Source organism: Clostridioides sp. ZZV15-6597 (assembly GCF_020657815.1).
In the GTDB taxonomy this organism is placed as follows: Bacteria; Bacillota; Clostridia; order Peptostreptococcales; family Peptostreptococcaceae; genus Clostridioides.
Genome location: NZ_JAGWCT010000002.1, coordinates 22,151 through 35,179, shown reverse-complemented (window position 1 = coordinate 35,179; position 13,029 = coordinate 22,151). Strand labels below are relative to the sequence as shown.

The 13,029-nt window shown below is 26.6% G+C and carries 17 protein-coding genes; 11 read left to right on the top strand and 6 right to left on the bottom strand.

Translation table 11 applies throughout. From position 1 onward, the window contains the following. Nucleotides 1–37: 37 nt before the first annotated feature. The 3 genes from KGF52_RS01085 to KGF52_RS01075 form a co-directional block, all read right to left on the bottom strand. Nucleotides 38–1,315, bottom strand: a complete 1,278-nt coding sequence (locus KGF52_RS01085) for an amidohydrolase family protein (RefSeq protein WP_227829704.1) — start codon at nt 1,313–1,315, stop codon at nt 38–40. A gap of 242 nt (nt 1,316–1,557) precedes the next feature. Then, a complete protein-coding gene (locus tag KGF52_RS01080; RefSeq protein ID WP_227838831.1) occupies nt 1,558–2,676 on the bottom strand; it encodes a site-specific integrase in 1,119 nt (372 codons plus the stop codon). Nucleotides 2,677–2,743: 67 nt separating this feature from the next. Further along, nucleotides 2,744–3,145 (bottom strand): type II toxin-antitoxin system HicB family antitoxin, encoded by a 402-nt coding sequence (locus KGF52_RS01075; protein ID WP_227838830.1) that lies wholly within the window; start codon nt 3,143–3,145, stop codon nt 2,744–2,746. A gap of 217 nt (nt 3,146–3,362) precedes the next feature. On the opposite strand from KGF52_RS01075, the gene KGF52_RS01070 reads away from it, so the two are divergent. Further along, nucleotides 3,363–3,521 (top strand): type I toxin-antitoxin system toxin, encoded by a 159-nt coding sequence (locus tag KGF52_RS01070; RefSeq protein ID WP_227838829.1) that lies wholly within the window; start codon nt 3,363–3,365, stop codon nt 3,519–3,521. A gap of 124 nt (nt 3,522–3,645) precedes the next feature. Here the strand turns inward: KGF52_RS01070 and KGF52_RS01065 are convergent, their stop codons facing one another. Together KGF52_RS01065 and KGF52_RS01060 are read right to left on the bottom strand one after the other, a co-directional pair. Next, a complete protein-coding gene (locus KGF52_RS01065) occupies nt 3,646–5,310 on the bottom strand; it encodes a DUF4041 domain-containing protein (RefSeq protein ID WP_227838828.1) in 1,665 nt (554 codons plus the stop codon). Between the two features lie 270 nt (nt 5,311–5,580). After that, entirely contained in the window at nt 5,581–7,029 is a 1,449-nt protein-coding gene (locus KGF52_RS01060) for an SAP domain-containing protein (protein ID WP_227838827.1), read from the bottom strand. A 499-nt stretch (nt 7,030–7,528) separates the two neighbouring features. On the opposite strand from KGF52_RS01060, the gene KGF52_RS01055 reads away from it, so the two are divergent. Next, nucleotides 7,529–7,669 (top strand): hypothetical protein, encoded by a 141-nt coding sequence (locus KGF52_RS01055; protein ID WP_227838826.1) that lies wholly within the window; start codon nt 7,529–7,531, stop codon nt 7,667–7,669. 14 nt (nt 7,670–7,683) lie between these two features. Here the strand turns inward: KGF52_RS01055 and KGF52_RS01050 are convergent, their stop codons facing one another. After that, complete coding sequence (locus KGF52_RS01050; protein WP_227838825.1) at nt 7,684–8,049, bottom strand: helix-turn-helix domain-containing protein; 366 nt, start codon at nt 8,047–8,049, stop codon at nt 7,684–7,686. Between the two features lie 144 nt (nt 8,050–8,193). Between KGF52_RS01050 and KGF52_RS01045 the strand changes: the two genes are divergently transcribed. From KGF52_RS01045 to KGF52_RS01005, 9 genes are all read left to right on the top strand, one after another. After that, nucleotides 8,194–8,430 carry a helix-turn-helix domain-containing protein gene (locus tag KGF52_RS01045; RefSeq protein WP_227838824.1) on the top strand — a complete coding sequence of 79 codons (237 nt, stop codon included), beginning with the start codon at nt 8,194–8,196 and terminating at the stop codon, nt 8,428–8,430. Next, nucleotides 8,423–9,211: an ORF6N domain-containing protein gene (locus KGF52_RS01040; RefSeq protein ID WP_227838823.1), complete on the top strand. Its 789-nt coding sequence runs from the start codon at nt 8,423–8,425 to the stop codon at nt 9,209–9,211. Before KGF52_RS01045 ends, KGF52_RS01040 begins: the two co-directional genes overlap by 8 nt. Before the next feature lie 185 nt (nt 9,212–9,396). Next, nucleotides 9,397–9,726 (top strand): helix-turn-helix domain-containing protein, encoded by a 330-nt coding sequence (locus KGF52_RS01035; RefSeq protein WP_227838822.1) that lies wholly within the window; start codon nt 9,397–9,399, stop codon nt 9,724–9,726. A 132-nt stretch (nt 9,727–9,858) separates the two neighbouring features. Continuing rightward, the gene (locus KGF52_RS01030) at nt 9,859–10,041 is read left to right on the top strand and encodes a hypothetical protein (protein ID WP_074037490.1); all 183 of its coding nucleotides are present in this window, start codon (nt 9,859–9,861) and stop codon (nt 10,039–10,041) included. After that, a complete protein-coding gene (locus KGF52_RS01025) occupies nt 10,031–10,276 on the top strand; it encodes a hypothetical protein (protein ID WP_074049207.1) in 246 nt (81 codons plus the stop codon). The genes KGF52_RS01030 and KGF52_RS01025 overlap by 11 nt, the downstream gene beginning before the upstream one ends. Nucleotides 10,277–10,343: 67 nt before the next feature. Continuing rightward, complete coding sequence (locus tag KGF52_RS01020; RefSeq protein WP_227838821.1) at nt 10,344–10,619, top strand: hypothetical protein; 276 nt, start codon at nt 10,344–10,346, stop codon at nt 10,617–10,619. Continuing rightward, nucleotides 10,612–11,514, top strand: a complete 903-nt coding sequence (bet, locus tag KGF52_RS01015) for a phage recombination protein Bet (protein WP_227838820.1) — start codon at nt 10,612–10,614, stop codon at nt 11,512–11,514. The genes KGF52_RS01020 and bet overlap by 8 nt, the downstream gene beginning before the upstream one ends. A 14-nt stretch (nt 11,515–11,528) precedes the next feature. Next, nucleotides 11,529–12,458 carry a DnaD domain protein gene (locus KGF52_RS01010; protein WP_227838819.1) on the top strand — a complete coding sequence of 310 codons (930 nt, stop codon included), beginning with the start codon at nt 11,529–11,531 and terminating at the stop codon, nt 12,456–12,458. Nucleotides 12,459–12,521: 63 nt separating this feature from the next. Further along, a complete protein-coding gene (locus tag KGF52_RS01005) occupies nt 12,522–13,025 on the top strand; it encodes a hypothetical protein (RefSeq protein ID WP_227838818.1) in 504 nt (167 codons plus the stop codon). Nucleotides 13,026–13,029 lie beyond the last annotated feature (4 nt).

Sequence of the window (13,029 nt, the reverse complement as noted above, 5' to 3'; positions counted from 1 at the left end):
AATTATATAAACAAATTCTATATAATCAAAATTTTTATTATAATTCTATATTAGGTTCTTCAATTAATTTTCCACATACATATCTATGAATGATATTTCTGTCATCACCAACATATATAAATCTTTCAAGTCTTTCAGGTATAGAATAATTGTCATGATTTAAATCTGAATCATCAATAATTAATGCATCAAAATCGTAGTCTTCTTCAAAACTACCAACATTTCCAAAAAAACTTCCTCCACCTTTAGTTGCAATATAAAAGGCTTCAGATAAAGATAGAAAATTACATTTCTTATTAGAATTTACCCAGTATAATTTTGATAACTGTATTGCAGATACTATTGCCTTAAATATTGATAGTGTATGGCCACCACTTATATCAGAACCAAGGGCTAGTTTAATATTATTATCAAGTAATTTTCTAATAGGCATAGCTCCACTACCAACATTAAAATTAGAAGCAGGACAATGAACAGCCATAACCTCATTTTCTTTCATTAAATCTATTTCTTCTTGAGAGCAGTGAATACAATGAGCCATTAATGTAGGGGTTTGACCAAATAAATTGTATCTATTATAGGCATCTCCATAAAATTTAGATTCAGGTTCTAAACTTTTAACCCATTCAATTTCATCATGATTTTCAGATAAATGCGATTGTATAGGAACATTATATTTTAAACATAAATCGCCTAATTCTTTTAAAAGTTTACTTGTACAACTAGGTATAAATCTAGGCGTTATAATTGGTTTTACAATAGAATTTATGTCATTGTATTTGCTTATTATTTCTTCTGTATCGTTGATAGAATCCTCCGTATTTTCTAGTAGAGTGTCAGGACAATTCATGTTCATATTTACTTTACCAACATATGCTCCAAGACCAACTTCTTTAAAAATATCCATAAGTTTCATAGAAGCTTTTTTATGTACTGTTGCAAATACAGCTATTCTAGTAGTACCTGCTTTCCAGACTTCTTTTACAAATTTTTTATACATCTTTGTAGCATATTCTATATCTATATACTTTGATTCTTCTGGGAATGTATAAGTTTCAAGCCATGGTATAAGTTCTTTATCCATAGCCATGCCTAAATTTCTAAATTGGGGTGCATGACAATGAAGGTCGTTCATACCAGGTATTATAAGTTTATCAGTGTAGTCTATGATTTCTAAATTTTTATATTCTTTAGGGATATCTTTAAAGACACCTTTTACTTTACCCTTGTTTAGTATAATGTAGCTATTTTCAAATACTGTAAAAGTATCTGAAGTTTTTGTGAAAATTATATTTCCTTTTATTGCTTTTAACATATAGCTCTCCTTAGTTTTAAATTTGTTAACTTTAATATATAAGTAATATATAGGCTTTATTGATTAAAATTTTACCATATGTATTATATCAAATCTGAGTTATAAATACTATTAAATAATAGTAAATAGTAGTGAAATACGGTTGTTTACTATTATGTATTATTATATATATAACTGACATTTAACTGACATTTAAGAAAAATATGATGATTACTGACATTTAACTGACATAAAACTGAACATTATTTAAAGAGAACATTACTTATATTTTCAGAGGCTTCTTTATCCATTTCGTCTAAAATATGAGAATATCTATTCATAGTTATTTTTATATCTGTATGTCCTAATCTTTCAGAGATTATTTTTATATTAGTTCCAGCTAGAAGAAGTAAGCTTGCATTTGTATGTCTTAATTCATGTATCTTTATGTGTCGAAGGTTATTATTTTTTAATAGTCTTTTGAAAGGTATACAAAAATTTGGTTGAGTCCAAGGTTTAAATTTTGAGTTTAGACATACTAGGTCTAATTCATTTTTTAATATTCCTTGTAATTTTAATTTGTTTTGTTTTAGCTTTTCTTCTTTTAATAAACTTATTAATTCATCAGGTGCTGATAATGTTCTTTTTGATTTCGATGTTTTAGGTTCTTTAAAACTTACAACACTATCAACATATACTAAAATTTGATTTACATGTATAGTTTTCTTATCAAGTTCTATATCAGACCATCTAAGAGCTACAGTTTCTCCAAAACGTAATCCAAGCGTTAACATTAGATAAATAGGGATAGATAAAATAGTATCTTTAGATTTTTCTAATAAGGATTTAGCTTCTTCTTTAGTGTAAAAATTGTGTGTCGTAGTATCCCTTTTATTTGGTGTTATTATAAATTCGCATATATTTTCTTGTATTTCTTTCAGTCTATATGCTTCTTTTAATACAGCTTTTAAAAAACCTACTATATTTTTTGCAGAGTTTAATGCAGTTTTATTATATATAGTGTTTATATAAGTCTGTAATATAGAAGGTGTAATATCTGTTAATTTCATTTCATCAAAAAATGGCTGAATTTGATTTTTTATTATATCTCTTCGGTTTTTTAACGTATTAGGAGAGAAATTTATTTTTTTATCTTCTAAATATTTGACGCATCTATCAACTACAGTAATATTGCTTGGAGCAACAAATTTATTATTGTTTATAGTAGATTTTATTTCAATTAAATGTTTTTCAGCATCCTTTTTCTTTTCGTAACTTCCATAACTTTTCTGTTTCTTTTTACTAGTTTCTTCTTCCACATACTCCACATATACATGAAATTTTTCTCCCCTTTTTCTTATAAAAGCTGATTTAATGTTCATATGTACACTTCCTTTATAAGTTTTTATATATTTATATAAAAGAGCAGTTATACTGCTCTAATTATATCTAATGAATATTAAGATAGTTTTTTAAAGCTTCTTGAAGTATTTGAGAAAAATTAACCTTATGTTTCTCAGCTTCTCTGTTAAGCCATTGCGGAATAGTAAGAGTCTTTTTAACAGAGTAATTTTCTATAGCTTTTCTGTGAATCGGCATATATATTTCTATTAAAGTAGGTATTTGATTTTTCTCTAAGTTTAATTTATCTATAGTTGTTGCACTTGGTATTGTATTGTTATCTTCTTCCATACCATACAGATGTAGTCCTAGAGCTTCTTTAGCCATTTTTAAGGCTTCTTCTGTTGTATCTCCACATGTAAAACAACCTGGTAAATCAGGAAATTCTACAGAAATACCATCTTCATCATAGCTAAATATAGCTGGATATACATATATATCTTTTTTCATTTTATCAACTCCTTACAATTATATTATAAAACGTACTTATATACGTGTAAATAAGAAGAATAAGCTAAAATAGAAATTTAAATGTAATATATAGGTAAAATATGTAAGAATTATATGTTATAATATTTTTAGCAAGAAGATGCAACCTACAATTTATAGAGTGGAGTTCATGTATCAAAAATTATCCTCCCAACGCTAAGAAGGGAGGTGAATATACATGGATAATTTTTTACAAAGTGTACTAGAAAGACTATCTGTTAGTTTAATAGTTTGTCTAGTTAGCAATTTACTTAAAAAACGTAAAAAACCACTCAAAGCTGGCACTAAGAGTGGTTGGGAATTTGATTTAAAAATCAGATTCCATAAAACTAAGTAATTTTCAAATTACGAACTCCACTCTACCATAAATAGATTGTAGTTCTTCTTGCTTTTATTATACCACAAATTGATACAGATATTCAAAAATAATATTTTATTAAATTATAATTGTTTGAATATATTTAAGCTAATTTATTATTTAATTCTTGTATTTTTAACGTTTGTCTATATTCTTGTGCTTCCGCTAGTTTTGTATATTCCACAGTCTTATCAAAATTTTTCTCAACTTCTGCTCTTATTTCATCAAGAGTAACTTCGAAGAATTCTTTTCTATTATTTACCTTATTAACTCTCTTATTATCAAAAGCTTTATGTAAAGCTGACTCTAGCTTAGGTGCATCTTCACTAAATATAGTCGCATGTATATCATATTTAAAAGGAACTGATGCACTACTTAATTCATTTATTCTCTCGGTTGGGTCTAGCCTTCTAGTTACTCCTATTTTATATACATTTTCTCCAAAACTACCAATATTAGAGATTATGTATACATGTCCTGCCCTTGTATTTTGTTCTCTATTTAATACATCATCTAAATCTTTTGATAATAAAGCTAATTTTTCTTCTATAGAATTAATTTTTTGTTCCCATTCTAATTTATCATTTTCATCTTCTGGGATAGTTGATTTTAGTCTAAGTAATTCATTTTTGAATTGTAATTCTTCTTTTTTTAGTTTTCTTTTTTGATTTTCTATTTCTTTTTGAACAAGAGCTTCTTCTTTCATTTGTTCTCTCAAAGCTCTTTGTTCTTCTTTTTCTTCTTCCTTCATTTGAAGGTATTCATAATATAAATAAAGCTCATCTATTTTTAAATTAAGATAATTTTCCTTTATAGAAACCTTATTTGAAGTATTTAATTTATTTGTATCAGTAAATGCTTTTCGTATTCTTTTTTCTATAGAATCAATATTTTTAAAACTAACTTTTGACATAGCTATGTCACATTCACTATTGAATAGCTTAAGAGCTGTTTTAATATTTTGATTAGTCATAGTTCTACCTTTTTGAATGCTTCCATCAACAGTCCAAGAATCAGAATATTTTACACCTGTTTTATTTCTTATTAATAGTTTTTGCATTTCTCTTATTTCTTTTAATTTTTCCATATACTCATCAGAGTTTTCAAAATCATATTTTGGATTATATAATCCAAATGATTGAAGCAGAACCTCATCTTCAGTCTGTATTAATTCTTCTGATAATCTTTTTAGCTCTTCTTTTTTATTTTTTAAAGTTGTGTTTATATCTCTAAGCTCTTCCCTTTCATTTTTTAATTCTTCTAAATGAGAATTTAAAGTATTAATATTATCTTTAAGTATATTTTTATCTTTTATAAGATTATCAAGTCTTTCTTTTTCTATTTTTAGTTCTTCGATAAGTTTAAATTTATCTTGGTTTTCTGAATCAAATTTATCAATTTCAACTTTCTTTTTGTCTAATAGATTGGATAATTCTTTTAACTTATTTTCATTTGATTCACATAAATCTTCAAAGTGTTTTTCTTTCATTTTAATTTCATCATTTAATAAAATATATTTATTATTGATTTTTTCGACATCAGATAATAGTATACTAATGCTATCTTTATGTTTTTTCATTATCTTATTTCTTTTAAATAAGAATATTATTGCAACTATAAATGATATAGAGTATGTTGAAAATGTAGAAAGAATTAGTATGGATATAGTCCATAAAGAATAATACCAGGGTATCTTGAAATTAAGATTTTTGATTTTTTCATCGTTGATGAGTAAATCACTTTTTAACTGTTCATTTTCATTGTTCATATCAAAACTCCTTTTTTATTTTTTGTTCTACTTTATGATAATAATAATTTAAGTATATAAAATTTTATGTGTAATTTCCATATATTTGCAAAAAAACGTAAAAATAAAACAAAATGGTAGTTATTTAAAAGAATTTAGTTGGATTATAAAGGTATGTTAACAGAAATTAGAAAAATAATATAACATTCTTATAAAAGTATATTATCAGTATTTTGAGCATAAGGAAAAGCCACCTAAAATTAGTTTTAATCATTTTAAGTAGCTCTTTTATTATTTTAGATATTCCTTTGAATATTTAATCCAAGCATCAATACCATCGATTAAGTGAATTAATTCGCCATAAATATGTTCTGAACCAAATTCATTTTTCATGTACATTATCCATTTTTTTCTGCCTTGCAATTTAACTTCACCAATGAAGTTGTCTGAAGCATCAAATACATTAAATGCTCCATCTGACATTCTATCAAAGACAAAATTATTTTTTAATTCATTTTCGTACATTTTAATTTTAAGTATATTAAAAAAGTAGATTTCATTTTCGTTAATTTTGAAGTTGTAATTTTTATTATTAACTTCGAATGGTATTGATTTGTTATTTTTAACAACATCTATATAATGTAAATTTTTATTACTACTACTATCAGTCTCACTATATATTATAGTAGAGTGATTGTATATTACATCATTTATACTATTTATAGCATTATTAATTTCGATATTATCAATTTTTTCTCTTACCAAACGTTTTACTAATAGAGAAGTTTTGGAGTTATTTCCTAACATATCACAAAGTATATAGGATGATTTAATTATGTTATCTAAAAGTGTGTCTTTTAAATTTATATCTAATTCCTTTATGGCTTTGTAAGACTCAATTTGCATAGGTGTAATTTTATGATTTTCCCAGTTTATATTAATTCCTCTTTGGATATTTTTAGAGGATTCATATTTACAAATTAAGTCATATGCTTCCTCATATTTATCAATATAAATTAATTCTAAACACTGGTCTTCTAGGTCAGTATTTTTAGTAACAGATTTACGCACATCTTTCAACAGTTCCTTTCCTTTATCTGTTAAAGCATAATATTTGTTGGAGCTATTAAAAAAATTAGATAAATCTTTGCGTGAGATTTCTTTTTCTATCCTTTCTATTAATTCAGCCTTTTTACCAGTTGATTTAATGTTATTAGATTTTAATATTTCTTTCAATTCAGAAACTGTTAATTTAGTAAGGTCTTCAATGTAATTTGAAATCTTAAGATAATCCATATTGAAAAACTTAGAAATTAAGTATGAATAGTTAATATTATATTCATATGTCCAATAAGCTGCTATATAAGGTTCACATATATTTTCTCCAATTATGTATTTTAAGAAAGATTTTTCTATTGATGTAAGTGGTTTAGTATCTGTTTCTAATATATTGCTTTGTGGGTTAAACTCATTAACACTATTATTATGTATATTATATAAAGCATCTGATTTTTCTCTTGATTGTTTTTCTAATTCATATAAATTTGTTGTGTCATTATAACTTACATTCAATACTTTGTTAATTTCATTTTTTACCTCTACATTATGAATAGAAATAGGATTATATTCTTGTGAAGATGTCATAGTGTTATTAGAATTTTGTTTTGATTTATTTGATTTTTCATTGAAATTAATATTATTTTTGTTTTTATTTTTTCTAAATAGATTCAAAATGCTCATAAAAAATTACTCCTTTTGTATTTAATTAATTTCTAGTGTATTCTACTTTATGATAATAACAATTTAAGTATATAAAATTTTCTACAAAAATGCTATGTATTTAGGAAAAATATGTAATTAAATAGCATTAAAAAGTAAATACTATATTTATATGATATGAAAAGCAAAACGAAGATTTTAAAATTAAATAATAAAAAATATTATATAAGTAAGAAAATACAAAAAAATATAATTAAAAAGACGATTAATAATATATAAGAATGGAAAAAACTTCCAACTCTCTACAAATTTCGATTTTTTTATTACAATTGCGGTTTTTTTATTGCATTAACAAATCAAAAGTATTATTATGTAAGTAAGATAATTATCAAAGACAATTCTGAATAGTCTAAAAACATTTCTAGAAATGAAAATACATAATCATATGATTTTATTAAAATTTGTTGGGAAATTTTAACTAAAAATAAGAACATAAGTTCTTGCGATAGGGGGAAAGTATGTGGAAAAATCAAAAAGAATACTAATCGATACAGGGGATGCATTAAACGAAATAAAAACAATTAGTGATGAGAAATTTGAAAAATACATAGAGTTGCTAAAAGAATATTGTAAACAAGAAAATAAAAAAGAAAGGGAGTGATTTTCTCCTCTTTCTTATTTTTTCTCATTAATTTCTTCTTCAAGGAAAACTTTTGCTATTTTGAACATTTTTTCTTGTGATGCAGGACTTAGCTCACTAATCATTTTTAAAGCTTCTTTTATGTCACCAGAAAAATTTAGATTTTCAATTAGTTCCAATTCACTAAGATTGTCTACATTTTTTACATTGACTTTTCCAAGTAAGTAATCTGTAGATACATCAAAAAAATCTGATAGTTTTAAAATTATATCATGAGGAGGAAATCTTTCTTCTTTCTCGTAAAAAGAAATCATCTTAGGTGTAAGCCCTAAAAAAGTTGCAAGTTCTTTTTGAGTAATATCTTTTTCTTTTCTTAATTCTTTTATTCTATATCCAATCATGTTATTTAGCCACCTTTTATATTTATATTGAACTATTAGTTCTTAATTAACAATTATAGCTCATTTTTTTTAAAAAAGCTATTGACAATGTACTAATAGTACTGTACTATTAGTACATAAGATAAAATAAAAGAAGGTGAAAAAATGAATAAACTAAAAGATTTTAGAATACAAAAAGGATTAAGCAGGAATCAATTGGGAGCTGAATTAGGACTTACAAGTAGGTATATAGCTTTCTTAGAGAATGGCGAAAGAGTACCATCTCTAAATACAGCTGTAAAAATAGCAACTTATTTCAATACTTCAATAGAATATATTTTTTTGAAAAGCAACTGTACTAAAAGTACATTAAGAGAAAAAGGAGTTGAAAAATATGAATAACTTACAAGTAATAGAAAGAAACAACGAAAGAGTTCTAACTACACAGCAACTAGCAGATGTTTATGAAACTGAAATTAGAAATATAAGTAACAATTTTAATAATAATAAAGAGAGATTTATTGAAGGTAAACATTATTTTTGTCTGCAAGGTGATGATTTAAGGACATTTAAACGCGATTCATATGATATAGGAATTGCACCTAATGTAAACAAACTTTATCTTTGGACTGAAAGAGGAGCAAATAGGCACTGCAAAATATTAGATACTGATAAAGCTTGGGAGCAGTTTGATAATTTAGAGGAAACATATTTCAAAGTTAAGCAACAGAAACCATCTTGTATAGAAGATGTTTTAATAGAAAGTTTAAAAGAAATGAAAGATTTAAGACTACAAGTTAACCGAGCTAATAACATTGCATTAGAGGCAAAGGAAGAAGTTGAAACAATAAAAGATGTAGTTTCATTAGATTCAACTAGTTGGAGAACAGATACACATCAACTAATTGCAAGAATAGCAAAAAAACAAGGTGGTTTTGAACATATAAATATGCTTAGAACAGAAAGTTATGAATTATTAAATAAGAGATTTGGAGTTGATTTGCATAGAAGATTAATCAATAAAAGAAGAAAGATGGCAGAAGAAGGGGTATCTGAATCTAAAAGAGAGAAAGTGAATAATTTAGATGTTATACAAGATGATAAAAAACTCATAGAGGGTTACGTATCTATTATAAAAGATATGGCTCTAAAATATGGAATATCAGATTTAAGCAAGAATTAGGTTAAAACATGACAGCACTTTGAAAACTGAATATAAAATTTTTAAAAGGAGCAAGTTTATGAGAAATAAAGAAAAAGAAATATTCATTAGAGGAATTTTGATAGGAATTTTCTACTTTTTAGGAATTGAATTTAGCAAGATTTTCTTTAAATAAGTCTACATATACAGAAAGGGTGAGATTGAAAATGAGTACAGCATTGCAATTCATAGATACAAAAGACTTAGTACAAGAGCTAATGCGAAGAGACGATACAACAGACATCATCAAGATGTTTTTAGATAGAGAAGGAATTAAAAGGATGAATTTAGTTACATTAAAAGAGTTTAAAGAATACTTGAAAGTGTCAGATGTAACAGCAAGAAACATGATAAAAGAAGCAGAAGCACAAAATTTATATACAGTCATCAAAGTTGGAGTAAGTTACAGAGTAGATTTAATTTCTTTTGAAGAATATGTAATGAAAAATGCACTAAAAGATAGAGCTGTATTGAAAAAGAGAAAGGGGGTGATTTAATTGACTCTAAGATGGTTTCTAAGATTTTGTAAAAAACATAAAAAAGTACCTACACCAAAATTTTATATAGAGTGTGTAACTTATATGGAAGAATGTAAGCAAAGAGGACTTGAACTTTAAGGGGGATTGAACATGGAAGTAACTAAAAGATTTTTAGAATATAAAATACAGGCTCTAAGTGAGAGGATAGAATATAAAAAGTCAATTGGATATAAGTGTAGAGCAGACGAAAAAGAATTAGGAGCATATGAGGATGTTTTACTTATGCTAAATTCAGAGATTGAATCAATAGGGGGATTGGAAAATGAAAAGTAGACAAGAATTAATCAAGGATATAGAAAAATACAGAAAAGCACAATACTTAATATATTTAGATATAGTACAAAGAGCATGGGCAGATAGAAGTCTTACAACAGATGAACAAGACAGAATTAAGCATGAAGCATATGCAGAGTATAAAAGGATAGAAAGAGATACAGAAGAAGCAGAAGAACTGCTAATGAGAGAAGAATTTGAAACAGATAGACCCTTAGCAGTTCAAATAATGTAGAAAAGAGCCACTGCAATGGCTCCAATCAAAAAATTATGTAGCTATATTATAACATAAGGGGGAATAAATGAAAACAAAAAATGAAATAATTAAGGATTTAGAAGATAGATTATTTTTATTAAGATTTACAACAGTAGATGAAGTAGATTGGGATGTAAAATTTGGACAAATATCAGCGTTAGAATCTTGCATAGATAAACATAGAAAAGGATGTACTTTGGAACAATTCAAAGAACATTTAGACGAATACAAATTACAAGGGGACTATGGTGATTATATAGATGGTTTTGTGTCAGTTTTAAAAAGGAATATAAAAGATATGGAGGGGCTAGAAAATGAATAACAAGGCTTTAGAATTAGCAACATGCACCTTAGAATCGGGTCAAATACTTGATTACATGACAGTAAAGAATTACTTAGTAAGTGGAAATGGAAATGTAACAGACCAAGAAGTACTAATGTTTATAGAATTATGTAAGGCTCAAAAATTAAATCCATTTATAAAAGAAGCATATTTAATAAAGTTTGGTAATTCACCGGCAAACATAGTAGTTGGTAAAGATGTATTTGTAAAAAGAGCAAATAAAAATCCTAATTTTGAAGGTATGAAAGCAGGAATAGTAACTGTAAATAAAAATGGAGAAGTATTTGAAAGGGAGGGCAGTTTAAAGCTACCACAAGAAGAATTAATCGGTGGATGGTGTGAAGTATCAGTTAGAGGGATGAGGTTTCCTATAAAGTCTGTAGTGTCTTTAGAAGAGTATTCAAAGAGTCAAGCTACTTGGAAACAAATGCCTTGTGTAATGATAAGAAAATGTGCTATTGTTACAGCTTTAAGAGAAGCATTCCCAGAAGATTTACAAGGATTATATGATAGTGCAGAAATAAAGACTGTACCAGATAAATTACCTCAAAAGCCTATTGAAATAGGTAAGGCAAGCCCATCACAAAAACAAGGAATACTTAAATTAGCATCAATGAAAGGTTTGTATGATTATGAGAATAAAAAAGATACATCAAAGCTAGAAGAATTTTGTGAGAGTAACGGGTTTGATTTAAAAGAACTAAGGTTTGAGGAAGTAGATGAATTAATTGAATTACTAAGTGAATATGAACCAAAAGATGATTTTATAGATACTGAGTTTGAAGAGGTGAAAGAGGATGAAGTTGAAATAAAAGAAGAAGTTGAAAATATAGATTACCAAATAAGTATGGAAGAATCTATAAATGTTGATTAAGTAGGTGAGACACCTTGAAAGAAGATAAGTCAGTTTTAGAGAAATTAAATATATTAAGTGGTGGATATGGTCTTATGCCAAGAATAATAGCAAGAGATAGGTGGTTGACAGTTGGTGCTAGAATGCTGTATTCATATCTAACTAGTTTTGCAGGGAATGATGGAACATGTTTTCCATCTAGAGATTTAATTTGTTATGAACTAGATATATCAAAAGACACATTTACAAAATACAAAAAAGAGCTAGAAATGAGTGGTTATATAAGGATTCATAAGAATAAATCCAAACAAGGTAAGATGCAAAACAATATATATGAAATAGTATTTGATAGAACCTATATAGAAGAATGTATTTCTAAGAGAGGTTTAAAAGAAGAGAAAAAGAAGAAAAAGCCATGTCCTAAAAAGCAAGACACGGAACCATATCCTAAAAATGTAGACATGGAACCATGTCCTACTTTTCCGGACACGACTCAGCCGGACACGGAAAATATGGACACTAATAGTAACAGTATTAATAGTAACAGTATTAATAATATGTATATAGGAAAGCAACCTGTGGATAACTTTTTAAAAGAATTTAAGAAGCTCTATGAAGAAAATATAGGAGTAATATATCCAGTTACAGCTGAATGGTTATTAGAAGTATCTAATGAAGTAGATATAAGAGTATTTAAAAGAGCTATAGAGATATGTGCTGAAAAGATGAATATGAATCTAGCATACTTAAAAGGAATCCTTAAAAAATGGAAGGATGCAAATATAACTACATATGAGCAACTAGAATCATATAGATTGCAACATGAAAATAAGAAAACTAAAAAAGTAACTAATAACCAGTTGAGCAAGAATAAGTTTGCCAACTTTGAACAAACATTTACTAAGTATTCAGAGGATGAACTAGATGAGATTATTAAAAAGAGTCAAAAAGAGAAATTCAGTTAAGTGTTCTAGAGAGTAATTATGCAATATTACTTCCTAGAAGTTAAAAAAATTGGAGGTCTAAAAGTGAAACATGAGAGTAAGAAAATTTTCTTAGAATGTGATAATGAAAGTTTTGAGATAAATAATACAAGAACTGAAGAAGCAACATTCGAGGGTACAGAAATAGACAATCCGTTTGAGCGAGTAAAATATGAAGGGACTTTTACAATAATATCTGGATGGGACTCTTTATTGAGAGAAATATTGTGGCTTAAAATACTGAAAGTCTCAAAAATTATAACAGAAAAAATGATGATGGGGGTATTAGGGATGATAATAATTAGAAGTCAAGATAAAACTGATTTAGTAAAAGCTGATTGGATAAATGTTGATAAGGAATATGTATATGCAATGTTTGGAGAAATAAATAACTTTAAGGAAATAGGAAAATACGAGGATGAAAAAAGAGCTATGCAAGTGTTAGATAATATACAAAGATTTATTGAAGGTGGGACTAGAACGGATTCTATAGACAGTTATAAGGTTAGAAGTTATAGAAATAGAATATTTCAAATGCCAGTTAAATAAAGGG